Source organism: Novosphingobium sp. FW305-C-30-35 (assembly GCF_058783135.1).
Window position 1 is genome coordinate 232,127 of record NZ_JBYSYJ010000001.1, and the last position, 24,740, is coordinate 256,866.

General features: G+C 63.8%; 22 protein-coding genes. 10 read left to right on the forward strand and 12 right to left on the reverse strand.

The genetic code is table 11. From position 1 onward, the window contains the following. Window positions 1–121 precede the first annotated feature (121 nt). Together panB and AC3WLM_RS01310 are read left to right on the forward strand one after the other, a co-directional pair. Complete coding sequence (gene panB, locus AC3WLM_RS01305) at window positions 122–991, forward strand: 3-methyl-2-oxobutanoate hydroxymethyltransferase (protein WP_039331074.1); 870 nt, start codon at window positions 122–124, stop codon at window positions 989–991. A gap of 32 nt (window positions 992–1,023) precedes the next feature. Continuing rightward, window positions 1,024–2,091 (forward strand): DUF475 domain-containing protein, encoded by a 1,068-nt coding sequence (locus tag AC3WLM_RS01310; RefSeq protein ID WP_062344439.1) that lies wholly within the window; start codon window positions 1,024–1,026, stop codon window positions 2,089–2,091. A 4-nt stretch (window positions 2,092–2,095) separates the two neighbouring features. Here the strand turns inward: AC3WLM_RS01310 and AC3WLM_RS01315 are convergent, their stop codons facing one another. The 6 genes from AC3WLM_RS01315 to AC3WLM_RS01340 all read right to left on the reverse strand — a co-directional run bounded on the left by AC3WLM_RS01315 (window position 2,096) and on the right by AC3WLM_RS01340 (window position 10,175). Then, a complete protein-coding gene (locus tag AC3WLM_RS01315; RefSeq protein WP_492476370.1) occupies window positions 2,096–3,157 on the reverse strand; it encodes a CaiB/BaiF CoA transferase family protein in 1,062 nt (353 codons plus the stop codon). A gap of 73 nt (window positions 3,158–3,230) precedes the next feature. After that, window positions 3,231–4,826, reverse strand: coding sequence for a tetratricopeptide repeat protein (locus tag AC3WLM_RS01320; protein WP_492476371.1), 1,596 nt, complete (start codon window positions 4,824–4,826; stop codon window positions 3,231–3,233). After that, complete coding sequence (prsR, locus tag AC3WLM_RS01325; protein ID WP_492476372.1) at window positions 4,792–6,168, reverse strand: PEP-CTERM-box response regulator transcription factor; 1,377 nt, start codon at window positions 6,166–6,168, stop codon at window positions 4,792–4,794. The genes AC3WLM_RS01320 and prsR overlap by 35 nt, the downstream gene beginning before the upstream one ends. Next, the gene (prsK, locus tag AC3WLM_RS01330; RefSeq protein ID WP_039331080.1) at window positions 6,168–8,303 is read right to left on the reverse strand and encodes an XrtA/PEP-CTERM system histidine kinase PrsK; all 2,136 of its coding nucleotides are present in this window, start codon (window positions 8,301–8,303) and stop codon (window positions 6,168–6,170) included. The genes prsR and prsK overlap by 1 nt, the downstream gene beginning before the upstream one ends. A gap of 12 nt (window positions 8,304–8,315) precedes the next feature. Then, a complete protein-coding gene (locus tag AC3WLM_RS01335) occupies window positions 8,316–9,701 on the reverse strand; it encodes a TIGR03013 family XrtA/PEP-CTERM system glycosyltransferase (protein WP_492476373.1) in 1,386 nt (461 codons plus the stop codon). A gap of 201 nt (window positions 9,702–9,902) precedes the next feature. Continuing rightward, entirely contained in the window at window positions 9,903–10,175 is a 273-nt protein-coding gene (locus tag AC3WLM_RS01340; protein ID WP_230487827.1) for a hypothetical protein, read from the reverse strand. 128 nt (window positions 10,176–10,303) lie between these two features. On the opposite strand from AC3WLM_RS01340, the gene AC3WLM_RS01345 reads away from it, so the two are divergent. Then, on the forward strand, window positions 10,304–12,613 hold the full coding sequence (locus AC3WLM_RS01345) for a patatin-like protein (protein WP_492476374.1): 2,310 nt from the start codon (window positions 10,304–10,306) through the stop codon (window positions 12,611–12,613). A gap of 98 nt (window positions 12,614–12,711) precedes the next feature. On the opposite strand, the gene dnaJ is transcribed toward AC3WLM_RS01345, so the two are convergent. Beyond that, complete coding sequence (gene dnaJ, locus AC3WLM_RS01350; RefSeq protein WP_492476375.1) at window positions 12,712–13,842, reverse strand: molecular chaperone DnaJ; 1,131 nt, start codon at window positions 13,840–13,842, stop codon at window positions 12,712–12,714. 70 nt (window positions 13,843–13,912) lie between these two features. Then, window positions 13,913–15,820: a molecular chaperone DnaK gene (gene dnaK / locus AC3WLM_RS01355; RefSeq protein WP_492476376.1), complete on the reverse strand. Its 1,908-nt coding sequence runs from the start codon at window positions 15,818–15,820 to the stop codon at window positions 13,913–13,915. Window positions 15,821–15,988: 168 nt separating this feature from the next. Between dnaK and AC3WLM_RS01360 the strand changes: the two genes are divergently transcribed. Next, on the forward strand, window positions 15,989–16,540 hold the full coding sequence (locus tag AC3WLM_RS01360; RefSeq protein WP_492476377.1) for a copper chaperone PCu(A)C: 552 nt from the start codon (window positions 15,989–15,991) through the stop codon (window positions 16,538–16,540). Further along, window positions 16,537–17,031 carry a vgr related protein gene (locus tag AC3WLM_RS01365; protein WP_492476378.1) on the forward strand — a complete coding sequence of 165 codons (495 nt, stop codon included), beginning with the start codon at window positions 16,537–16,539 and terminating at the stop codon, window positions 17,029–17,031. Before AC3WLM_RS01360 ends, AC3WLM_RS01365 begins: the two co-directional genes overlap by 4 nt. Here the strand turns inward: AC3WLM_RS01365 and AC3WLM_RS01370 are convergent, their stop codons facing one another. Then, the gene (locus AC3WLM_RS01370) at window positions 17,032–17,292 is read right to left on the reverse strand and encodes a YMGG-like glycine zipper-containing protein (RefSeq protein WP_039331092.1); all 261 of its coding nucleotides are present in this window, start codon (window positions 17,290–17,292) and stop codon (window positions 17,032–17,034) included. It abuts the gene before it with no gap. A gap of 165 nt (window positions 17,293–17,457) precedes the next feature. Between AC3WLM_RS01370 and AC3WLM_RS01375 the strand changes: the two genes are divergently transcribed. Next, the gene (locus tag AC3WLM_RS01375) at window positions 17,458–18,135 is read left to right on the forward strand and encodes a cysteine hydrolase family protein (protein ID WP_492476379.1); all 678 of its coding nucleotides are present in this window, start codon (window positions 17,458–17,460) and stop codon (window positions 18,133–18,135) included. A 108-nt stretch (window positions 18,136–18,243) separates the two neighbouring features. Here the strand turns inward: AC3WLM_RS01375 and grpE are convergent, their stop codons facing one another. Both grpE and hrcA read right to left on the reverse strand, forming a co-directional pair. After that, the gene (grpE, locus tag AC3WLM_RS01380; protein ID WP_427464903.1) at window positions 18,244–18,819 is read right to left on the reverse strand and encodes a nucleotide exchange factor GrpE; all 576 of its coding nucleotides are present in this window, start codon (window positions 18,817–18,819) and stop codon (window positions 18,244–18,246) included. Beyond that, a complete protein-coding gene (hrcA, locus tag AC3WLM_RS01385) occupies window positions 18,816–19,880 on the reverse strand; it encodes a heat-inducible transcriptional repressor HrcA (RefSeq protein WP_193828171.1) in 1,065 nt (354 codons plus the stop codon). The genes grpE and hrcA overlap by 4 nt, the downstream gene beginning before the upstream one ends. A gap of 77 nt (window positions 19,881–19,957) precedes the next feature. On the opposite strand from hrcA, the gene rph reads away from it, so the two are divergent. Genes rph through AC3WLM_RS01405 form a run of 4 tightly spaced genes read left to right on the forward strand, consistent with a single transcriptional unit; the run spans window position 19,958 to window position 23,400 of the window. Continuing rightward, window positions 19,958–20,674, forward strand: a complete 717-nt coding sequence (gene rph / locus AC3WLM_RS01390) for a ribonuclease PH (RefSeq protein WP_144907197.1) — start codon at window positions 19,958–19,960, stop codon at window positions 20,672–20,674. Then, the gene (gene rdgB / locus AC3WLM_RS01395; protein ID WP_039331102.1) at window positions 20,674–21,348 is read left to right on the forward strand and encodes an RdgB/HAM1 family non-canonical purine NTP pyrophosphatase; all 675 of its coding nucleotides are present in this window, start codon (window positions 20,674–20,676) and stop codon (window positions 21,346–21,348) included. The genes rph and rdgB overlap by 1 nt, the downstream gene beginning before the upstream one ends. Window positions 21,349–21,358: 10 nt before the next feature. Beyond that, window positions 21,359–22,510 carry a radical SAM family heme chaperone HemW gene (gene hemW, locus AC3WLM_RS01400; RefSeq protein ID WP_492476380.1) on the forward strand — a complete coding sequence of 384 codons (1,152 nt, stop codon included), beginning with the start codon at window positions 21,359–21,361 and terminating at the stop codon, window positions 22,508–22,510. Next, complete coding sequence (locus AC3WLM_RS01405) at window positions 22,507–23,400, forward strand: tyrosine recombinase XerC (protein WP_492476381.1); 894 nt, start codon at window positions 22,507–22,509, stop codon at window positions 23,398–23,400. Before hemW ends, AC3WLM_RS01405 begins: the two co-directional genes overlap by 4 nt. On the opposite strand, the gene AC3WLM_RS01410 is transcribed toward AC3WLM_RS01405, so the two are convergent. Next, the gene (locus AC3WLM_RS01410; protein ID WP_230487846.1) at window positions 23,401–24,729 is read right to left on the reverse strand and encodes a sensor histidine kinase; all 1,329 of its coding nucleotides are present in this window, start codon (window positions 24,727–24,729) and stop codon (window positions 23,401–23,403) included. Window positions 24,730–24,740 lie beyond the last annotated feature (11 nt).

The window sequence follows — 24,740 nt, forward strand, 5'->3', positions numbered from 1 at the left end:
GTCCTTTCGCGCAAGCCATTTTTCCCCAGACTTGCATCAAAGATGTGCCACACATCGGGCCACCTTGCGGGTTTTCGACAAGCAAGTAGAAGCATCTGCCCGCTTCAGAGGATGCGCAACGATGTCCACGACCTTCCAGCTCGACACCGCCACCAGCCGCGCGAACCCTACGCCCGCACCGATGAAACGGCTGACGATCCCGGCGATCCGCCAGCGCAAGAAGGATGGCGTGACGAAGGAACCGGTCGTCATGCTCACCGCCTATACCGCGCGGCAGGCGCAGCTGCTCGACGCTCATTGCGACCTGCTGCTGGTGGGGGATTCGCTGGGCCAGGTGATCTATGGCTTGCCCTCCTCGGTGCCGGTCACGCTCGACATGATGGCCGCCCACGGCGCAGCGGTGGTGCGCGGATCCTACCATGCCGCTGTCGTGGTCGACATGCCGTTCGGTTCCTACGAAGCCTCGCCGCAGCAGGCATTCGAAAGCGCCTCAAGGCTCCTCAAGGAGACCGGTTGTGCCGCGGTCAAGCTCGAGGGCGGGGAAGCCATGGCCGAAACCGTCGCCTTCCTGACCAGACGCGGCATCCCGGTGATGGGTCACGTTGGCCTGACCCCGCAGGCGGTCAACGTGCTCGGCGGCTACAACGCGCGTGGTCGCAGCGAAGCCGAAGCCGCCAAGATCGTCGGCGATGCGCAGGCGCTGGCCGAAGCCGGCGCCTTTGCCATCGTGATCGAGGGCGTGGTCGAACCCATCGCCATCGCCATCACGCAGGCCGTGCCCTGCCCCACCATCGGCATCGGCGCATCGGCGCAGTGTGACGGACAGGTGCTGGTGACCGAGGACATGCTCGGCATGTTCGAGCGGGTGCCGCGCTTCGTGAAGATCTACGAGAATATCGCCGAGACCATCTCCGGCGCAGCCGCCCGCTATGCTGCCGAAGTGCGCTCTCGCGCGTTCCCCGGTATTGAACAGACCTATCAGCCGAAGTAACGCGCCGCGACACGCCAACAAGGGAATTCCGCTTGCTCCGCTTCTACAAGGGTTCGATCCTTTTCACGCTGGTCTGCCTGGCATTGGCCGTCGCCTATGGCTGGATGCAGACCGGCACCGCCAGTGGCACCATGTCCCTGCTATGGATCGTGTTCGTCCTTTCCATCCTCGAAATCTCGCTGTCGTTCGACAACGCGGTGGTCAACGCGGCCGTGCTCGAGGAAATGGACGAAATCTGGCAGAAGCGCTTCCTGACCTGGGGCATGATCATCGCCGTGTTCGGCATGCGCATCGTATTTCCGCTGGCCATCGTGGCGATTGCAGCGGGATTGGGGCCGGTAGAGGCCTTGAACCTCTCCCTGAACGATCCCAAGCGCTATGAAGAGATCGTCAGCAGCGCGCACGTTGGCATTGCCGGTTTTGGCGGCGCGTTCCTTGCAATGGTTGGCCTGAGCTTCTTCTTCGATGGCGAAAAGGAAGTGCACTGGATCCGCTGGGTCGAGGAAAAGCTCGCCGTCGTCTCCAACGTCAAGGCTGCCGAGATCGCGCTGCTGCTGCTCGGAATTTATGGCATCTCCCTGATGCTGCCTGAAGCCGAAGCCCTGACATTCATCGTCTCGGGCGTGCTTGGCCTGGTGACTTTCATCGCCGTCGAGGCGCTGGGCACCATCCTCGAGATGCGCGACGAGGCACAAAAGGCCGCAGGCGTGGTGGTGCGCTCGGGCCTTGGCGGTTTCCTCTACCTCAACGTGCTTGACGCATCATTCAGTTTCGACGGCGTGATCGGCGCATTCGCCCTGTCCAACAACATGGTCATCATCGCGCTCGGCCTGTCGATCGGCGCAATGTTCGTCCGTTCGATGACGATCATGCTGGTAAAGAAGGGCACCCTCTCGGAATACCGCTACCTCGAGCATGGCGCGTTCTGGGCGATCATCGCGCTCGGAGCGATCATGCTGCTGTCCGCGAAGTTCCATATTCCCGAAACGATCACCGGCCTGATCGGCGCAGCCCTTATCGGACTGTCGCTGTGGTGGTCGGTCCGCCACAAGCGCAAGTACCCGGACAGCGAGATCGACGCCGCCATCCGGGCAGACTGACCTCTCAGCCCCGCCCGGCCAGTGAGGGCTTGGGCGCGGGCGTACCGAGGAAACGCGGCGCCGGCGCAGGCATGGCCATCCCCTCGTCTTCGACGAACGTCTCGCGCGCGGTGTTGTGGGGATGCTTTGGAGCCTCGCGCAAGCTGAGAACCGGAGCGAAGCAGATGTCGGTGCCATCCATGATCGCGCACCATTCGTCTCGCGTCTTGGTCAGGAACAAGGCGGCAAGTCGCGCCTTCAGGTCCGGCCAGACGCGCGGGTCCATCTGCGGGGCAAAAGCGGGATCGTCCTTCAGGCCGGTCTTTTCCAGCAGCAGGGCATAGAACTGTGGCTCGATCGAACCGATCGAGATCCACTTGCCGTCGCTCGTTTCATAGGTGTCATAGAAGTGCGCGCCGCCATCCAGCAGGTTGACGCCGCGCTCGTCTTTCCACCGGCCAAGCCCCAGGAAAGTATAGGTCATGGCCGAAAGGATCGCCGCGCCATCCACCATGGCGCAATCCACCACTTGCCCCTTGCCAGTGCGCTGCGCCGAGAACACGGCGGCCATCACACCGAACGCCATCAGCATGCCACCCCCGCCGAAGTCTCCGACAAGGTTGATGGGGAACTGCGGCTTTCCGCCCGCCTGACCGAAGCTGTGAAGTGCGCCGGCCAGCGCGATATAATTGATGTCATGCCCGGCAAGCGGAGCCATCGGCCCTTCCTGCCCCCACCCGGTCATGCGCCCGTAGACCAGCTTGGGATTGTCGGTGAGCAACACATCCGGTCCCAGGCCAAGCCGCTCCATCACGCCGGGGCGATAGCCTTCGACGATGGCATCGGCGTCCTTCGCCATTTCGCGGATCCGGGCGATCGCGACGGGGTCCTTGAGGTCAAGCTCGATCCGTTCGCGATTGCGGTTCAGGATATCGCGGTTTCCGCTGTCCCCAACACGGTCACCCTTTGCCGGTCGGTCGATACGGATGACGCGCGCGCCATGGTCCGCCAGCATCATGCAGGCAAACGGTCCGGGGCCGATCCCTGCGAATTCGAGTACCGTCAGCCCTTCGAGCGCCCCTGCCATGATCCGTCTCCGCATTTAATCGTTCGGTTGAATTCGGATTAAGGTCATGGCGCTCCTCTGTCGAGGACAGAGTTCATGACGGATGGCGCAATGCTCGCTGCTGCAGGATGCCCTCGATCGCGTCCTGCCCGGAATTGTCACCCAATGCAGCGCGTCCCGCAGACAGCAGCTTCAGGGCCTGCGGACTGCCAGGGTTCTGCCGCAAGTAGCGGGCGAGAACGCCGTTTGCTTCCACGGGCTTACCAATTGCACGCAAGGCGTAGTCTATTCTCTGCAGTGTCGGCAGGTTGAAGCGAATGACCGCTGCCCGACCGTACTGGTCAAGCGCCCCGGCTTGATCCCCAGCCATGAGCCGGGCATCGCCTGCCAGCAGCCACGCCTCTGCTGCGCCGGGATTGGCAAGCCGGAGACGGTCCGCAACCGACACAGCCTGACCAGCATTGCCGCTCGCGATCAGTCCGCGGATGTAGGGCACGGCGTTCGCCGCAAAGTTTGGCGCATCGCCATACGCCAACGCGAGCACAGGCAATGGCTGATCTGCGGAAATAACCGTCGCAGTGCGTTGGCCAGTTGCCTTTGATCGTTCCCGGTAGGACGCGGCGGCGAGCTTGTTCCCAAGACCCGCCTCGGCATCGCCGGCGAGCACCAGCAGATAAGGCGTGGCAAAGTCCTGCTTCGCCCAGGCAGACGCAATCTCGCTCGCCTGCTGATGAAGGCCCTGTCGTTCCAGAGCCCGCACCAACAGCATTCGCGCCTGCAGGTTATCGGGCTGCACGCGCAGCAGCCGGTCGAAATGGCCGACGGCAAGGTTGGCGTTGCCGGCGCGATATTCGAGAATGCCGTTGAGCAGCATAGCCGCAGGCATGTCGCGCAAGGCAGTGCCAGTCTGCAGCAGGATCTTGCGGGCCAGATCGGTCTGCCCTGCCCTCGCCGCCAGGACCGCCTGAAGATAGAGCGCGCGGACATTGCCGGGATCGAGCTTGGCCAGCTTGCGGCAGACGACCAGCATGGCTCGGTATTGCCCCATGTCGCCAAGCGTTGCAGCATATTCGCCCAGCAGCCCCACGTCATTGGGCGCAGCGCGAAGCCCTGCCTCGAACCAGGGCAATGCAGCCTGCAGGCCAAACTGTTCGCGTATCAGCAACCCCCGCAATTCAAGCGCGCGTGGGTCTTGGGGCGCCAACTCTACCGCACGCTCTGCCGCCTCGATCGCCTGGGCCTGCTCGCCGCCGCTGAAACGCAGCCGTGCAATGTCGACCCACAACGAAGCATTGTCCGGCGAGAGGCGATAGGACTGGTCCAGCGCCTGCCCGGCCGCTGCCAGCCGGCCGTCCATTAGCTCGATGCGTCCGCGCAGTTGCCAGCCATGCGCAGCGCTTTCGGCCCGGAAGTCACCGCCGTAAAGCACCTTGCGCGCCTCGCGCCGGTCCCCTTGCAGGAGCAGTGCCTCGCCGAGTTCCGCTCGCACGTCATCGGGGGACGCTCCCTGCCGAATCGCCGCCCGTAACGGCGCCTCGGCTGCGATGCCGTCGCGCTTCGCGATGGCATCGCGCGCCTTGGCGAGCAGGTCCGCCGGCACGTCGCCCCGCACCGGTCCGCCAAGGACCAGTGCAACCAGCGCGGCTGCGGTGAACCTAGTTATGGAGATCGTACTGCTTGAGCAGGTCATAAAGCGTGGGCCTGCTGATGCCAAGCAGCCGCGCGGTGCTGGAGATGTTGCCCTCGCTTCGCGCAAGGGCATGGCGAATGACCTTGCGATCGGTCACTTCACGCGCAGTCTTGAGATTGAGAGGTGAGGCCTCCTGCGACTCGCCCGTCGGCAGATCGAGGTCGGCCGCAGAGACGAGCTTCCCGTCGGCCATGATTACCGCGCGCTTTACCCGGTTCTCAAGCTCGCGCACGTTACCCGGCCAGTTCCACCCATCGATGGCGGCCAGCGCATCGGGCGCGAAGCCCTTGACCGAAGGATTCATCTCCTTTGCAAAGCGCAGCAGGAATGACTTGGCGAGAAGCGTCGCATCGCCCGGACGCTCGGCCAGCCCCGGAATGCGCACGACGATCTCGGCCAGGCGATAGTAAAGGTCCTCGCGGAAGCGGCCGTCAGCTATCATTGCCTCGAGGTTCTGGTGCGTTGCGCAGACGATGCGCGTGTCGACCTCGATCGACCGCCGCCCACCGATCCGCTCGATGGTTCGCTCCTGCAGGAAGCGAAGCAGCTTCACCTGCAACTGCAGCGGGATGTCGCCGACCTCGTCGAGGAACAGCGTGCCACCGCTCGCCAGTTCGATCTTGCCCTCGGTCGTCTTTACCGCGCCGGTGAACGCACCCTTTTCATGCCCGAACAGTTCGCTTTCCAGCAGGTTTTCGGGGATGGCCGCGCAATTGATCGCGACGAATGCGCCCTGTGCCCGGCCCGAACAATCGTGCAGACCGCGTGCAAGAAGCTCCTTGCCGGTACCGCTGGCTCCCAGCAGCATGACCGAGACATTGGTGTTGGCCACGCGCTCGATCGTACGCGCCACCTTGATCATCTCCGGTGCAGCCGTGATCATGCGACCAAGCACCTTGTTGTCCGACGAGGCCCGCGTCGCCAGGACACGGTTTTCCGCTTCGATCTGGGACAAATGCAGTGCGCGCCGCACGATCAGGCCCAGCGCGTCGATGTCCACTGGCTTCTGGTAGAAATCGTAGGCGCCCTTCTCGATCGCCTTCAGGGCCGATTCCCGCGCACCGTGCCCGCTGGCGACAATCACCTTGGTCTGGGGACGCAGCGCCATGATCTCGTCAAGCACGGCAAACCCCTCGGTCGTTCCATCCGGATCGGGCGGAAGGCCGAGATCGAGGGTCACGACAGCGGGCTCTTCCGACCGGAGCAGCGTCAACGCCGTTGCCCGGTCGCCGGCGATGACGACCTCGAAGTCCTCGTAGGCCCATTTGAGCTGAGCCTGCAGACCCGGATCGTCCTCGACGATCAGCAGCACCGGTCGCTGTCCGGACTTTGCGTCACTCATCATGCCACCTTTTTCCCATGGGGGGTGCTTTCCCCCTCAATCGAACTGATCAACCCCTGCGCTGCCGCCAGCGGCAGGCGCACCGTAAAGCGGCTGCCCAGCCCTTCGCGGCTTTCAACCTCAAGCTTGCCGCGCATTGCCCGCACCATTTCGCGCGCTTCGTAGGCACCGATGCCGAACCCGCCTTGCTTGGTCGATACGAATGGCCGGAACAGCCGATTGCGGATGAATTCAGCGCTCATTCCGCAACCGGTGTCGATGACTTCGATCGTGCCGTAGAGCCCGTCGACGTTGCATTGCAGGAAAACTGCCATGCCCTCGGCGCTGGCGTCGATCGCGTTCTGCACCAGATGCAGGACCACCTGCTCGAGCACTTCACGGTTGGCCAGGACACGGCACGGCGCATCATGCGTGACGTGGACCTGCAACTGCCCCGGCGCATTGTAGCGATTGGCCACTGCGCGGATCACTTCGCTCGCATCGATGTCTTCGACGCGCTCTGCAGCATTGCCACCGTAGCGCGAAAGCCTGGCCAGAAGAGCGTTCAGCTTGTCGGCGGAATTGCGCAGCGTGATCAGCATGTCCGCCCGGAATGCCGGATTTTCCGCATGCTTCTCGGCATTGCGCGAAAGCAGGCTCAACTGGCTGGCAAGGTTCTTGATGTCATGCATGACAAACGCCATGCGACGGTTGAATTCCTCGAACCGGCTCGCCTCGAGCAGCGCCGACTGGCCCGCATGCTCGGCGAGGTAGCTGGCCAGCTGCATGCCGACGACGCGCAGCAGGTCGAAATCCTCCCAATCGAGCTTTCGCGCCACTTGCGGGCGCCCGAGCACCACCAGACCGACGAGACGATCAAAGTGAAGCAGCGGCACTAGAGCCCAGGCGGAATGCTCTTCCACCAGCCACTGGGGCACGGCAGCATCCTCGCCCTGATGGTTCACGCCGGCACGCAGTTCGTCGAGGTCGACAATGAACCCCCGTTTCTCGAAAAAGTCGACCCGGTCGATCGACAGCGCCTCGGCAGGAACGTCGGCAGTCGGCCATTGCCAGCGCGCGGAAAGCACCATCTCGCCATTCTCGCCCTGGCACAGAAGCAGGCCCGCTGAACTGTCGGTGATGTCGGCGACCGCCTGGACCACGCGCTCATGCAATGACGGCGCATGCGTGCCACCGCGGCCGATCGTTCGGGTGAAGCGCAGCCACTCCGAGCGATAGTCGTAGCGGTGCTGGAAGAAGTGCTTGGCGAGCATGACCTTCATCCAGCCACGCAGGCGCCCCGAGGGCAGAATGGCCAGCACGAGCACGCTGGTCACGAACACGAAGCCCAGCTGCGCAAGCTGCCCGGCGTCGCCGCCGAGCCAGGTCAGCGATTGGGCTGCGCCAACCATCAGGATCATGTAGGCGCCGATCACCAGCAGCGAGAGCGACTGGAACGCCACCGCGCGCGACGGTGAGAAGCGCAGCGCCGACCGTCCTCGCACCGCACCAATGGCAAGCAACAGGGCGACGCCGATCTGCGCCACGCCGCGCATGGCTTCGAGTTCGACCGGCAAGGTCCGCGCGAGATAAGCAATCGTGTAAAGGTTGAGGTCGTATCCCCAAACCGTTGCCATCGCGATGCAGCTCCAGCGCAGCGCCACGCGCTGTTGCGCCATGGCCCCGGCATAGAGGTTATGCACCAGCACCAGCGCGCCCGTTGCAACCAGCAGCCGGAACAGCATCGAGATCTGGAAGATCATCGCCTGAGCCGCAGCGTTGCCGCCATAACGCACATTCAGCATGAGCAGGATGAACTGCAGTGTTTCGACGAAGATCAGCGCCGCCATAACCGGCCTGATCGGCGCCACACTCGTATGGCGCCCATCGCGGGAAAACAGCACGAACGCGAGGCTGAGCCAGGCGAAAGTGCGGAAGCTTTCGAATACCTGCGCGACCAGCGTCGCATATCCGGTGCCTGCGACCACAAGCGCCCAGGCACCGCTTACGATGAAGGCACCAAGCTCTGCCCGGGCAGACCCCTCCTGCGCGTTACGCCGGCGCTCCCAGCGCCAGCCTGTCAGCATCAGGAAGCAGAACGCGGCAATGAGAAATGCCCATTGCCCGAAGCCCTGCCATGACAAGGGGGTCTGCATCACGGCGCCTCCTTACCTAGCGCCCTCGTGCCAGAGCACGACGCGCAGAGTCTGAAGAAGGATCAGCAGGTCCAGGAAAGGGGTGTAGTTCTTGGCGTAGTAAAGGTCGTACTCGAGCTTGTGCCGCGAATCCTCGATCGATGCACCATAGGGATAATTGATCTGCGCCCAGCCCGTGATGCCGGGCTTCACCATATGTCGCTCGGCGTAATACGGCAGCTTTTCCTCAAGATCCGATACGAACTCGGGCCTCTCGGGACGGGGGCCGACAAAGCTCATCTCGCCTTTCAAAACCGACCATGTCTGTGGCAGTTCATCGATGCGGACCTTGCGAATGAAGCGGCCGATCCGGGTCACGCGGGGGTCGTTCTCCTGCGCAAACTGCGCACCGTTCACCTCGGCATCGGTACGCATCGAGCGCAGTTTGATCACATCGAACGGCTCGCCATAGAGGCCGACGCGGCGTTGGCGGAAGAACGCCGGCCCCTTGCTGTCGATCTTCACCAACAACGCAAACAGCACGATCACCGGCAGGGTCAAGACCAGCAGCAGCAAGCTCGCCGTGATATCGAAGATACGCTTTGCCGCACTCGACAGCGCGCGGCCCGACGAAAACCCGTCCGAGAAGATCAGCCAGCTGGGGTTGACCGTGTCGAGATCGACCCTGCCCGTCTCGCGTTCCATGAACGTCGAGAAATCGTTGACGTGCACCCCCGTGGTCTTGATCCGCAGCAGATCCTTCAGCGGCAGCGCATTTCGGCGCTCTTCCAGCGCCAGCACGACTTCGCTTACACCCAGATTCTCCACATAGCGCGTGAGGTTGTTGATCGCGTCGCGGTGTATCGCTTCCTCGACAACCGGCGCGGCGCTGCTCATGCCGATGTACCCGACAATGGCGAAGCCTGCCTCGGGCCGCTCGCCCAGCTTGCGCAGGCGATCCGCTCGCGCTCCGGCGCCCAGCACCAGCACGCGCCGACGGAATGCCGATGTCCCGAGAAGTCCTCCCAGCAGCAGACGGATCAGGACCAGGAAGGCCATGGCGATGAACATTGCGTAGAACAGGTTCGATCGCCACAGCGTGCGCCCCGGCAGCATGAAGTAGACGACGGAAAGGGCGATGATCCCGAGGCTCACCGCCACCAGCAGGCGGGCCGTAGCGTAGCGCATCGAACGCAGCGCGTCCGAGCCATAGACACCGACTGCGATCATCGCGGTCTGCACCAGCACCGCAAACAGCAGCAATGGCGTCAACCGCATGGGCACCATGCCCGGGTCGATGCCGATCTGGTGCGCGCGCAGTTGCCACCCCAGTTCGCCGGCGCCGATCAACAGGACAAAGTCCAGCAAGCCCAGCAGCAGGATGGAATGCGGTATGTAATGCTTGAACAGGCGGATCATTTGCCCGGCACTCGTCACCCCACTCGGGCACGGAATGGCCCAGTGGGGCGGTCTTACACCGCAAAGGGTAAAGCGTCGGTTACTCTGACACCGGCAAGCTCATAATCCGGAGTTCACATCTATCTGAAATATATAGAGAAAACTCCGCCCACAAAAACAATCTGTCGGCGGAGTTTACATTCTTGGCTGATCCGAGCGGATCTATTTGCCGTCGGCAACGTCCTTCGCCGCGTCTCCAATGTCCTTGGCCGCGCTCCCTACGTTATCGGCGGCACGCTCGATCGCAGTGTCGCGGCTCGCGCGACTGTCCGCCATCTGCATGATGAAATAGCCACCAACGACCAGCGCGATCAAAAGGATAATGGCAACCAGCCAGCCACTGCCGCCGCTGCGCGGGCGTTCGTCATAGACTGTCGTATGCGTGTGTGCGGACCCGTCAGGTTCACGCACTTCTACCGTACGTTGCTCGACCATGGTTTCGTCCCTTCTGATGAAGCTTTTCCGTCCAACGCGCAGGCAAACATGACGTTCCTTTCATCCACATCCGCGCCTTCTCGCCAAAGCCTCTGGTTCGCGACGCGCTGGCGTGCCAATGTGCCTCAATGCGGCAGAAGGAACTGCGTCTCGCCCTCATCTGCTACGGCGGCATCAGCCTTGCCGTGTACATGCATGGAGTAACGAAGGAACTCTGGCACGCCACGCGCGCAAGCCGGGCATTCCACTGCCCGCATGAACCGAGCCCCGGTGGTGTCGAGGCGGTTTACCTGAGATTGTTCGAAGAGATTGCCCTGACCCGTGATCTGCGGCTGCGTCTTCTGCCCGATATCGTCTCCGGGGCCAGTGCCGGCGGGATAAACGGCGTGTTTCTGGCGCAGGCCATTGCCACGGGGCAAAGCCTGGAACCTCTCACGGCAATGTGGCTTGAACGCGCCGATATCGACGTCCTGCTCGATCCCGACGCAAAGCCGTGGAGCCGGTTCGCCAAGTTCTGGGCGCAACCTCTTGTCTGGTTCGTGCTGAAGCGGCCGGGAAATGTCGTCAGCAGTACTGTCGCGCCCGAGACTCGCTCCGAAGTGCGCCGCAAGGTCTCACGCCTGATCCGTGCGCGCTGGTTCGCTCCGCCTTTCAGCGGCATCGGCTTTTCCCGAATGATCGCCGATGCGCTCGACGCCATGGCAGCCACGCCGATGGGCGATCCGCTTTTGCCCGAAGGCCATCCCATGGACCTGCTGGTAACGGCGACCGACTTCAACGGCCATCTCGAAGAACTGCGCCTAAACAGCCCCGAAACGGTGGTCGAGAGCGAGCACCGCCTCTCGATAGGTTTCCGTCGATCGACCAGCAGGCATGGCAATCGGGACCTCGCACCATGCCCCGAACTGGTGCTTGCCGCCCGATCCACAGCCAGTTTCCCCGGTGCATTTCCGCCCCTAGTCATCGATGAGATCGATCAGCTCGTCGCCGAACGTGGCGCCACTTGGCCGGGACGCTCGCAGTTTCTCCAGCGCATCATGCCCAGCCATTGGAAGCGCGGCGACCTTGGCAGCGTGGCGCTCGTCGATGGCGCGGTGCTCGTCAATCGTCCCTTCGCGCAAGCCATCGGCGTCCTTCGTGACAGACCCGCGCGTCGTGAGGTCGATCGACGCTTCGTATATGTCGATCCCAGTCCCGATCACATGCGCATCGCGCCGAAGGGCGGGCGCACGATCGGCTTCTTTTCGGCCATCTTCGGCTCGCTATCCTCGATCCCGCGCGAACAGCCGATCCGCGACAACTTGGAATCGCTCGAGCGGCAATCACGACAACGGCAACGCCTTAGAACCATCGTCGATGCCCTTCGCCCCGAGATCGAGGAGACCGTGGAAGGGCTGTTCGGCCGAACCCTGTTTTTCGATCACCCCAACCAGCGACGGCTCACCGCATGGCGCAACAAGGCCCAGCAAGCTGCTGCCGAGCGTGCGGGATATGCCTTCCACGGCTATGCGCAAACCAAGCTGGCCGGAATCGTCACCGATCTTGCGGCGCTGATCCACGAAGCCGCGCCAGCTGCAGCCTCGCTTGACAAGGTCGAGGCTGCCTTGTGGGATCACCTTGCCAGTACGGGGCTCGACCGCCTGTCGGCCTTGCGGGGGGGCGCAACCGACAAGGCCATTGTTTTCTTCCGCACCCACGATCTTTCTTTTCGTATTCGCCGCCTCAAGCTGCTCGCCCGCCGCCTGACGCACGATTGGGAGGAAGGTGAGAACGTCAGCATTACCGACCGCGAGGCCGCGCGAGATGCTGTCTACCGTGCCCAGGCGCTCTACCAGGGTCGAGAGACTTTCGAGAGTCTCGGCCCGGGCTTTGCCGAAACAGCTGCCTTGGCCACGGTCGATCCCGGCGCGGTTCTCAACGCAATCGCCACGCGGCGCGATCTCGTCGGGCTGGACCTACAGGTCGATTCCATGCTCGTGGCCGCACTTGAAAAGATGGACAAGTCGCTGCGCCGCCGCTTCCTCCACGCCTATCTGGGCTTTCCGTTCTACGACACCGCCACTCTGCCGCTGCTGCAGGGTGAGGGGATGGGCGAGTTCGATCCGGTAAAGGTCGATCGCATTTCACCAGATGATGCCACGTCCATCCGCAAGGGCGGCACGTTCGCGTGTCTGCGCGGGGTCGAATTCTTCAACTTCGGCGCGTTCTTCAGCCGCGCCTACCGCGAGAACGACTATCTGTGGGGCCGCCTCCACGGCGCCGAGCGCGTGATCGACCTGATCTGCTCCACGGTGGAGAACCCGCTACCAGGCGAAGTGATCGCAGCCTTCAAGCGCGACGCCTTCCTGGCGATTCTGGAGGAGGAGCAGGGGCGGTTGACGGCCGAGCCGGGACTGGTGGACCGGGTCCGCACCGAAGTCGTTGCCGCATTTCAGTGAGCTGAACTGCGCCCCCGCGCAGGCGGGGGCCTCAGTCGGTTCAAGCAGCCGGTCTGTAACACCGCCCAGGTCCCCGCCTGCGCGGGGACGCGGCAAGCTTACTCCGTCAGATCCGTCCAGGCATCCTTGATGCGCTCGAAGAAGCCCTTTGACTGCGGGCATTCCTCACCGGTCTCGGTCGCCTGGAATTCGCGGAGAATTTCCTTCTGGCGCGCCGAAAGCTTGGTCGGGGTCTCGACGTGGATTTCGACGACAAGATCGCCGATGCCGCGGCCCTGCAGCACGGGCATCCCGCCGCCACGTTTGCGCAACTGCTTGCCCGACTGGATGCCGGCCGGAATTTCAATCGTGTGGACCTTGCCGTCGAGGCCCGGAATCTCGATCTCGCCGCCCAGCGCCGCGGTCGTGAAGCTGATCGGGCAGCGTGTCAGCAGCGTCGTGCCCTCGCGCTCGAACACCTTGTGGCGCTGGATATGCAGAAACAGGTAGAGGTCACCCGGAGGCGCGCCGAACGGCCCCGCCTCGCCCTTGCCGGCAAGGCGGATGCGCGTGCCATTGTCGACGCCCGCCGGAATGTTCACCTGCAACCGCTGCTCGGCATCTACCCGGCCTTCGCCGCGGCAGGCCTTGCATGGGCTTTCGATCACTTCGCCACGGCCATGGCAGTTCGGGCAGGCCCGCTCCACCATGAAGAAGCCCTGCTGCGCCCGCACCTTGCCGTGCCCGCCGCAAAGGTTGCAGCGTCGCGCCGAAGTGCCGGGTGTTGCGCCTGAACCACCGCAAGGGTCGCACTTCTGCGAAACCTCGACCGCGATCTCGGTCTCCTTGCCGTGGAATGCGTCCTCGAGGCTAATTTCCATGTCGTAGCGCAGGTCCGCGCCGCGCCGCGCCTGCTGACGGCCACCGCCGCCAAACGCACCGCCGAAGATCGTCTCGAAGATATCGCCGATATCGCCGAAGTCTCCACCACCGAAACCACCTTGGCCGCCACCTGCGCCCTGCTGGAACGCGGCGTGACCATAGCGGTCATAGGCTGCCCGCTTCTGCGGGTCGGAGAGGCAGGCATAGGCCTCGTTGATCTGCTTGAACTTGGCCTCGCTCTCGGCACAGCCCGGATTCTTGTCCGGGTGGAACTTCATGGCGAGTTTTCGGTATGCAGACTTCAGGAGCTTCTCGTCCGCAGTCCGCTCAACTTCGAGCAATTCGTAGAAATCGATCTCGGCCGACATTGCGCTTCCCTAACGCGAAGACCCGCCGCCAGCGCATTCGCGCGAGCGGCGGGCCGGTTTCATCGCAACATCACTTGTTGTCGTCGACTTCCGAGAACTCGGCGTCGACCACGTCGTCATCAGCCTTCGGAGCCTCGGCGCCCGGAGAAGCCGCAGCAGCCTGCTCCTTCTCGTAGATCGCCTGGCCCATCTTCATGGCCTTTTCAGTGAGCGCCTGGGTCTTGGCGGTCATCTCTTCCGAGTTACCACTTTCGACAGCCGTCTTGGCCTCGGCGATGGCGGCTTCGATCTCTGCCTTCAGCGATGCGTCGATCTTGTCGCCGTTCTCTTCAAGCTGGCGCTCGGTCGCGTGGATGAGGCTTTCGGCGTTGTTCTTGGCTTCCGCCTCGGCACGACGCTTCTTGTCCTCTTCGGCGAACTTCTCGGCATCGCGGACCATCTGGTCGATGTCCGCATCCGACAGACCACCAGACGCCTGAATGCGGATCTGCTGCTCCTTGCCGGTGCCCTTGTCCTTCGCGCTCACGTTCACGATGCCGTTGGCGTCGATGTCGAACGTCACCTCGATCTGCGGCACGCCGCGCCGGGCTGGCGGAATGCCGACGAGGTCGAACTGGCCGAGGAGCTTGTTGTCCTGCGCCATTTCCCGCTCGCCCTGGAAGACCCGGATCGTCACCGCCTGCTGATTGTCCTCGGCAGTCGAATAGACCTGGCTCTTCTTGGTCGGGATCGTGGTGTTGCGGTCGATCATTTTGGTCATGATGCCGCCCAGCGTCTCGATACCCAGCGAAAGCGGGGTCACGTCGAGCAGCAGCACGTCCTTGACGTCACCCTGCAGAACGCCAGCCTGGATTGCGGCACCCATGGCGACGACTTCGTCCGGGTTCACGCCGGTGTGCGGATCCTTGCCGAAGAAGTCCTTCACCACTTCGCGGACCTTGGGCATGCGGGTCATGCCGCCGACGAGAACGACGTCATCGATGTCCTTGGCCGAAAGACCGGCGTCAGCCAGAGCCTTCTTGCAGGGGTCGAGCGTGCGCTGGATCAGGCCTGCGACCAGCTTTTCAAGATCGGCGCGGGTGATCGTCTCCACCAGATGGAGCGGGGTGGTGCTGCCACCTTCCATGCGGGCGGTGATGAACGGCAGGTTGATTTCGGTCGTCTGGGCAGACGACAGCTCGATCTTGGCCTTTTCCGCGGCTTCCTTCAGGCGCTGCAGGGCAAGCTTGTCGCCGCGCAGGTCCATGTTTTCCTTCGACTTGAACTTGTCGGCAAGGAATTCCACCAGCGCCGTATCGAAGTCCTCACCACCCAGGAACGTGTCGCCATTGGTCGACTTTACTTCGAACACGCCATCGCCGATCTCGAGGATCGAGATGTCGAAGGTCCCGCCACCGAGGTCATAGACCGCGATCGTCTTGCCGTCCTGCTTGTCGAGGCCATAGGCCAGCGCCGCAGCCGTCGGCTCGTTGATGATGCGCAGCACTTCGAGACCCGCAATCTGCCCGGCGTCCTTGGTCGCCTGGCGCTGCGCGTCGTTGAAGTAGGCCGGCACGGTGATCACCGCCTGCGTCACGGCCTCGCCGAGATAGGCCTCGGCGGTTTCCTTCATCTTCTGCAGGGTGAAGGCCGAGATCTGCGACGGGCTGTAGTCCTGGCCACCGGCCTTGACCCAGGCATCGCCGTTCTTGCCCTTGGTGATGGTGTAGGGGACGAGTTCCGTGTCCTTCTGGGTCAGCGGATCGTCAAAGCGGCGGCCGATCAGGCGCTTCACCGCGAAAATCGTGTTGTCGGGGTTGGTCACCGCCTGGCGCTTGGCCGGCTGGCCGATCAGGCGCTCGCCATCCTTGGTGAATGCGACGATCGACGGCGTGGTGCGCGCACCTTCCGAGTTTTCAATGACCTTGGGCGTGCCCCCGTCCATAACAGCAACGCAGCTGTTGGTCGTGCCAAGGTCGATGCCGATAACTTTAGCCATGAGTTCCCCAGTTCCTTCCATTCAAGACACCGCGTGGGAAAGCGATCCCCCTGCCGGGCAGACCGCCATGTGCGGCTCGATTGTCCGCGATATAGGTGCGCTTCTTCTTGGCACAAGGCCCCCACGCGCTTACCTCGGGACACATATTGGCAACAGGAGTCGCCCTTCATGCGCAAGCTTGCAATCATTGGACTTTCCGCCCTCGCCCTGTCGCTCGGCGCCTGCGGCCAGAAGGCAGAAGATCCGACGGATCAGGCCAGCAGCAGCGCCGCAGCCGGTCCCGAAAGCGCACCCGGCGTCACGGTGACCGACGCGATGGTCCGCCTGCCCGCAGTGCCGGGCACGCCGGGCGCTGCCTACTTCACCGTCTCGCAGGGCAGTGGCGCGCCGCGCAAGATCGCCTCGGTCTATGTCGAAGGCGCGCAGCGCGCCGAGATGCATGAAACCGTCACGAAGAACGGCATCTCCTCAATGCAGCAGGTCAAGGACGTGCCGATCGAAGCGGGCAAGAGCGCGGAGTTCAAGCCGGGCGGTCTCCACGTAATGCTGTTTGACGTGGCTGACAGCCTCAAGGCCGGCGGCACCACGGAACTCACGATCACGCTCGACAATGGCGACAAGGTCAGCGTTCCCGCCAAGGTCGAAGCGCTCGGCGGTGGCAGCGACGCCGAGGCGATGGAAGGCATGGACCATTCCGGCCACGACATGAGCAAGATGTGAGAGAAGCCGACGCTCCCTGCCCGCCTGGCGGGGAGCGCCGCCTCACGCCAGGCGAATGCGCGCTGGTTTTCGAAGTGTTTGGCGCCGCCGTAGACACCCGACCCGTCCGCATCCGCCGCCGCCGCTGGTTTCCCTTCCAGCCGACGGCCACGGTCATGGCCCCGATGGGGCACCTCCACTTCGCTGCCGCCAGCCCGCACTACGAGCACGACTTCGCAGATGCACCGCTTCCGGCCCAAGGGCTGTTCATCCATGAAATGGTCCACGTCTGGCAGGCCCAGACACGCGGCCGATGGTGGCTCCCGCTGATGCGCCACCCGTTCTGTCGCTACAGCTACACCTATGATCCCGGCCGCCCGTTCGAACGCTACGGCATCGAACAGCAGGCTGAGCTTGTCCGCCACTGGTTCATGGCAAGACGGGGCGCACCGTCACCGGCCGCCCCGCCATTGCAAGCGCTCGACGCGCTTGTTCCGTTCAATCCAGGCTGATCAGCAGCGGACTTCGTATTCCCGGCCATAGCGATCGACCTGATAGCAGCGATTGTCGCGCTTGCGGATCTGCGAACCGCCAACCGCGCCAACCGCGCCACCGATGGCCGCACCCTGCACAACGTCGCCGCCAGTCGCTGCGCCGATTCCTGCACCAACCGCGGCGCCCACAGCAGCACCCTCGCCTGCATAGTTCCTCGCGCAGCCGCCCAAAGTGACGGCCGAACCCATGATAAGCGATGCAATGATGATCTTGCGCATAATATATCTCCGTTTCCCGGAGACGACGCGCCGACCTTCTTCGCGTTCCATGCCTTGCGATGAAGCGTTTTATCCAGCGTTTCTCCTGCCGAAACCGCGAAAGCCTGTTGAGGACAGTCGGCATGCGAACAGGCAAGATGGCCGGCAGCAGGAGATCTGACCGCCATGCCTCATGCCGTTGACCATCGCGCCATCCTTGCCCGCTTCGCCCCCACGCGCGGTGGTGATGGCAATATCTTCCAAGATATCGAACCCGCGCGGCTCGCCCATATCGTCGTCGACATGCAGAACGGCTTCATGGAGGAAGGCGCGCCGGTAGAAGTGCCGATGGCCCGCACCATCGTCGACAATATCAACCGCATCAGCGCCGCAATTCGTGCCGGCGGCGGCCACAACGTGTTTCTCCGCTACACCACACCGCCCGATGGCGGCCCGAGCTGGTCGAATTTCATGGTTCGCATGGGGAGCAAGGCGCAAGGGCACCAGGAGGCCTTCACCCCGGGCGCGCATTACTGGCAGCTCTGGCCAGCGCTCGAAGTAGCCGCGAACGATACGGTGATCGACAAGCACCGCTTCAGCGGTTTCACGCCCGGAACCTGCATGCTCCACGCCGTCCTGCAGGATCGCGGCATAGATACGGTGCTGATTACGGGCACCCTCACCAACTGCTGCTGCGAAAGCACTGCCCGCGACGCGATGCAGCACAACTACCGCGTGCTGATGGCGGGCGATGCCATGGCCGCACTGTCAGACGAGGAACACGCTGCGACGCTCCACAACATGGCCTTCGTATTCGCCGATCTCTATTCGACGGATGAAATTGTCGGATTGCTCGGAGGGTAAAAAGCTCTGCGCCCCTGCGAAGGCGGGGGCCTCGGTGTTTTCACGAACCATCAAAGCAAACCGGCTGAGGTCCCCGTCTCCGCGGGGACGCATCAGCGTGTGATAAAATCAGTCCGGCTTCTTGGCCACTGCCACCATTGCCGGTCGCAGCAGACGGTCCTTGATCATATAGCCTGCCTGCAGCTCCGAGATCACCGTGCCCGGTTCGGCATCGGCCGAGGGCATCTCGATCATCGCCTGGTGCTGGTGTGGATCGAGCGGGAGGCCCATTGCGGCGATGCGGGTGATGCCGTGGCTGCCGAACACCTTCTCGATCTCGCGCCCCGTGGCTTCAAGCCCGGCGACGAGGTTCTTGAACTTCTCGTCCTCGCGCAGGTCAGCCGGGATCGATTCCAGGGCGCGCGCCAGATTGTCCGCTACCGAAAGGATATCGCGGGCAAAGCCGGTCGCGGCATAGGCGCGGGCGTCGGCGATGTCCTTCTCCATGCGACGGCGCACGTTCTGCGTTTCGGCCTTGGCATAGAGCACGTCCTGCTTGGCCGCCTCAAGCTCCTCGCGCAGCCTGGCCGCTTCATCGCCTGAAGAGGAATCCTTGGCGGAAGACTGGTCGATCATGTCCTCGGGCACACCCTTCAGTTCCGCCTCGACTTCAGCGTCAGTGGGGCGCGTCTCGTTATCGCTCATTTTCTCGAAAATCCGTCTTGTCCGATGAATCTGCCCAGCGTCTGGGCGGTGAAATCAACCATGGGGACGACGCGCGCATAATTCAACCGCGTTGGGCCGATCACGCCGACCACGCCGACCACCCGCCCCTCGCTGTCGCGCCATGGTGAGGCAATGACCGACGACCCCGAAAGCGAGAACAGGCGGTTCTCGCTCCCGATGAAAATACGCGTCGCTTGCGCCTCGCGCGCGGCATCCAGCACCCGCGCGATCGCCTCGGCGCTCTCCAGTTCGTCAAGTAGCTGGCGGACGCGTTCGATATCGCTCAGCGCCGCTTCGTCGAGCAGGTTGGCCTGCCCGCGCACGACCATCACTGGTCGCGCCGCGGCATCCTGCGTCCACACCACCAGCCCGCGCTGCACCAGATCGGCACTGGCTGCATCCAGCGCCGAACGTCCCCCATCGATCTCCGCTCGCACCACGCCAGACGCTTCGCCAAGCGTGCGACCCTGCAACCGGCTCGTCAGATAATTGCCAGCCTGCTCAAGCACCGCAGCACCCACCGGCTCGGGCAAGTCTATCACCCGGTTCTCGATCCCGCCGTCCTCGCTGACCAGCACGGCGAGCGCCCGCACGGGCGAGAGCGGCACGAACGAAATCTGCACCAGCCGGGGCTCGCGCTTGGGCACCATGACCACCGCAGCCCCCGCTGACAGTTCGGACAGCGCCGAGCTGGCCGCTGCCAGTGCATTCTCGATGGTTCCGCCATGAGCGAGCCCGCGCTCGATCTGCGCCCGCTCGGCCACGGTGGGCTCGGCCACCTGCATGATGCCGTCGACGAAGAGCCTCAGGCCCACCTCCGTCGGCATCCGTCCTGCACTGGTATGCGGCGCAGCAAGAAGCCCGGCGTCCTGCAGTTCCTGCAATACAGAGCGGATCGAAGCGGGCGACAAGTTCACGCCCCCCGGCCCCGCCAGTGCCTTGGAGCCCATCGGCTGTCCACTGGCGATATAACCCTCCACGACGAGACGGAAAATCTCGCGTGCGCGGTCGGTCAGATCGGAGAGCGTTGGGCCGTGCATGGTGACAATCTAATCCACGCTCTTGCAGGCTCAAGCCCGATGCGCCAGAGGCTGGCCAAACTTTTGAGGGAAAATCCATGCGACCTTCCGGCCGTGCGCCCGATGAAATGCGCCCCATCGTCATTGAAACCGCCTTCACCAAGCACGCCGAAGGCTCGGTCCTGATCTGCTTCGGCGATACCAAGGTGCTCGTCACCGCCTCGGTGGAAGAGCGCGTGCCGCCATTCCTTCGCGGCAAGGGCGAAGGTTGGGTTACGGCGGAATACTCGATGCTTCCCCGCGCCACCCACACCCGCGGCAGCCGCGAAGCGGCCAAGGGCAAGCAGTCCGGCCGCACGCAGGAAATCCAGCGCCTGATCGGCCGGAGCTTACGCGCCGTCACCGATCTCAAGAAGCTGGGCGAGCGCCAGATCACGCTCGACTGCGACGTGATCCAGGCCGACGGCGGCACCCGCACCGCCTCGATCTCCGGCGCTTGGGTCGCCCTGCGTCTCGCCGTACAGAAGCTGCTTGATAGCGGCGCGATCAAGGAAGACCCGCTGACCGAAAAGGTCGCCGCGATCTCCTGCGGCATCGTCAATGGCCAGCCGGTGCTCGACCTTGATTACATTGAAGATTCCTCGGCAGATGCCGACGCCAACTTCGTCCTGATCGAAGGCGGCAAGATCGCCGAGGCGCAGGCCACGGCCGAAGGCGCGACCTACGACGAAGAAGGCCTCCTGCGCCTCCTCCGCCTCGCCCGCATCGGCTGCAACGAGATCTTCGCGGCGCAGGAAAAGGCGGTTCGCGGCTGATGTCTTCGCCCCGTCTCGGCACCGGCAAGCTGGTCATCGCCACGCACAACGCCGGAAAGCTCAAGGAAATTCAGGCCCTTCTCGCCCCCTACGGGATCGAGTGCCTGTCCGCCGGCGCACTCGGCCTGCCGGAGCCTGCCGAGACGGGCACGACCTTCGTCGAGAACGCGCTGATCAAGGCGCGGGCAGCGGCGGAGGCTTCGCAGATCCCCGCCCTCGCCGACGACTCCGGCCTCTGCGTCGACGCCCTCGGAGGAGCACCGGGGGTCTACACCGCGGATTGGGCCGAGGCGGACGTGTTCGAGGGAGGGCCCGGTCGCGACTGGTACATGGCGATGGGCAAGGTTGAGGGAAAGCTCGCGGGAGTTGAGGCTGAGTTCGCGAGAGTTGCGGCAGAGTCCGGGGAGAGTGCCCCAGAGTTGGAAAGAGGCTGCCACTTTGCCTGCGTGCTCGCCATCGCGTGGCCAGACGGCTCCCACGCGGTCTACGAAGGCCGGGCGCATGGCACTCTCACCTGGCCTCCGCGCGGAACAATGGGCTTCGGCTATGACCCGGTGTTCGTGCCCGTGGGCGACACTCGCACCTTCGCAGAACTCGATCCGGCCGAAAAGCACGCGATCAGCCACCGCGCCGACGCCTTCGCCAAGCTGGTAGCGGACCAGTTTTCGGCCTAAGGCTCCGGCCATGGCCCTAGCGCTCTACATCCACTGGCCGTTCTGCCTCGCAAAGTGCCCCTATTGCGACTTCAACAGCCACGTCCGTGATCGGACGGACATGGCGGCTTGGGCCGAGGCGCTGCTGGCGGACATGCGCCATGAAGCGCAGTTGACGCCGGGCCGGAAGCTTACCTCGATCTTCTTCGGCGGGGGCACGCCTTCGCTCATGCCGCCAGCGCTGGTCGAAACGCTGCTGCGTGAGGCACAAGGCCTGTGGGGCTTTGCCCCCGGTATCGAGATCACGCTTGAGGCCAACCCGAGCTCGGTCGAGGCTTCCAATTTCGCTGCGCTGGCAAGCGCTGGGATCAACCGCGTTTCGCTCGGCCTGCAGGCGCTCGACGACAAGACGCTAAAGTTTCTCGGCCGACTGCATGGCGTCACGGAGAGCCTTGCCGCACTGGACCTGGCGCAGTCCCACTTCAGCCGCGTCAGCTTCGATCTGATCTATGCCCGCCCTGAACAGACGCCAGCGCAATGGCAGGCAGAGCTGCAGCGCGCGCTGGCCTTCGGAACCGGCCATCTCAGTCTTTACCAGCTGACCATCGAACCCGGCACCCGCTTCGCCACGCTGGTGCGCGAAGGCCATCTCACACCACTCGACGACGATCAGGCCGCCGACTTGTTCACGCTCACCCGCGAACTGACTGCCACTGCCGGCCTCCCCGCCTACGAAACCAGCAACCACGCCCGCCCCGGCGAGGAAAGCCGCCATAACCTCACCTACTGGCGCTATCAGGACTACGTCGGCATCGGCCCCGGTGCACATGGGCGCAGGCTCGGCGCGGCGACTGTGCGGCACAAGAAGCCTGAGAACTTCCTGCGCGCGGTAAGCGAGCAGAAGCACGGCATTGCCGAGGAGCGGCATCTGATCCCCTCGGATCAGGCAATGGAAGCGGTGCTGATGGGCCTGCGACTGGCCGAGGGTATCGAGCCGGTGCCCCTCGCTGCGCGGTTCGGCTTCACTGCGAATGATCTTATCGACCCGGCAAAACGCGATTTCTACGTGCGGCTGGGCCATCTTGCCGAGGACCGCGGACGCCTGAGCGTCACCGAACAGGGCGCGCCGCTGCTTGAAGCCCTGCTCGCGGAACTCGTGCCGGCGGCGCTGGTCGGCGCATGACCACGGCGGACTTTCTCGAGGCTTGGCACAATCACTTAGCTCTCGGCCGCCGTCGCTCACCCCATACCGTGCGCGCCTATACCGCAACCGTCGCGCGCCTGCTTCATGCCTTGCCCGAAGGCCAAAGCTGGTCAACGCTCGCGCGGATCGACGCTACAACCTTGCGCAATCATCTGGCCGAGCGCCGCGCCGATGGCCTGGGCAATGTTTCTGCGGCGCGCGAACTTTCGGCGCTCAAGTCCTTCATCGCCTTCGCCCGCGAGCAGGCTGGAGATGCTGACACCAGCCGCCCACGATTGCGAGGCCCGCGCGTAAAGAAGGGCTTGCCGCGCCCCGTCACGCCAGACGAAGCGGTCAATCTTGCCGAAATGGTCACCGATGATGCGAGCCTACCATGGATCGCCGCGCGCGACCGTGCCGTCCTGCTTCTGCTCTATGGTGCCGGAATGCGCATTGCCGAAGCGCTGGCGCTGCCCGCCTCAACCTTGCCGCTGGGCGAAACTGTCGTGATCACCGGCAAGGGCGGTCGCCAACGCGTCGTTCCCCTGCTGCCGATCGTGCGCGAGGGTGTTGCCGACTATGTGGCGCAATGTCCTTGGCCACTTGCCAAGGACGAACCGCTGTTTCGCGGCGCGAAGGGCGGTCCCTTGGCGCAGGGCATGGTGCAACGTGCGGTGGCAAGGGCGCGCACTGCGCTAGGTTTGCCGGCCACGGCGACGCCGCACGCCCTGCGTCACTCCTTTGCCACGCACCTGCTAAGCGCCGGGGCCGACTTGCGCTCCTTGCAGGAACTGCTCGGCCATGCGAGCCTGTCATCAACCCAGATCTATACCCGGGTCGATGCGGCAACGCTGCTGGACGCCTACCGGAATGCCCATCCGCGGGCGTGATCACTGTTTGGCAGTGGCACTCCGTGGCAATCGCAGCACCGACAGCAACCCGCCGAGGTCTTCACTTTCCCTGAGTTCGACGCTGCCGCCGTAGATTTCTGCAACATCCCGCACGATAGCGAGGCCAAGGCCGGTCCCGGGCTTTCCGGTATCGAGCCTGGCGCCACGATCGAAGATACGCTCGCGGGACTCCTCGGGAATGCCGATGCCATCGTCCTCGACCCAGATTTCGCAGAACTTCGGATCGGCGGGTGCAGCGTCGATGGTAATGAAGACCGATCCGCCGCCGTACTTGGCCGCATTCTCAATCAAGTTGCCAAGGATCTCGTCGAGATCCTGACGCTCGATCGATACCTCGGCGGTGCGATTGCCGTCCATGTCGAAGCGCACGTTCGGGTAGAGGCGGACAACAGCCCGTTCCACTGCTTCGGCGCTTTCCCACACCTGGGCGCGTGACATGCCCACCGCGCGGCGACCGACAGCGCGCGCGCGCGCGAGGTGATGGTCGACTTGACGGCGCATGACCGCAGCTTCGCGGATCACCGTATCGGCAAGATCATCGGCCTTGGCGGTTGCCGCATTCATCACCACGGTGAGCGGGGTCTTGAGGGCGTGGGCAAGATTGCCTGCATGGGTGCGCGCCTCTTCGGCCTGGCGCTCGGAGTGTTCGAGCAGGGCGTTGAGTTCGACCACGAGTGGCTGGACTTCGAGGGGCAAGGGTTCGGTGACGCGGCTAGCCCCGCCCTCGCGCATGCGGGCTATCGCCAGCCTCACACGACGCAAGGGGCCAAGACCGTAGAACGTCTGCAGTCCCGCCATGGTGAACAGCCCGAGGCCGAGTGCGAGGAAAGACCAGATCAGGATCGAGCGGATGCGCCGGATCTGTGCGTCGATCTCGCCACGGCTGGCGGCGACCTGAAATTCCCACAGCGTGTTGGCACCCGGCAGGATCACAGAGCGCTTGATGATGCGCAGGCGCTCACCCTCGAACTGGTCGCTGTCGTCGATCTTCGGGTCGACATAGTTCTGATCGGGATCGGTGCGGAGCGAACGGTCCCACAGCGAGCGCGAAGGGAAGTCCTCGTGCCCTTGCCCGGAGATTTGCCAGTAAAGGCCGCTGTTGGGCTCAAGGAAGCGCTGGTCGCCGAGGGGGCGGTTGAAGAAGACTTCACCGTCCGGCCCGATCTCGGCCGAGGCGACCATTGCGGTCAGCATATAGCCGAGTTGTTCATCGAAATTGCGGGTGACCAGCCCAGTCAGCGTCTGGTCGAGCGCCAGACCACCGCCGAGCAGGAGGACGCTGATCCATCCTGCCGCGATAAGCAGCATTCGCCGCGCCA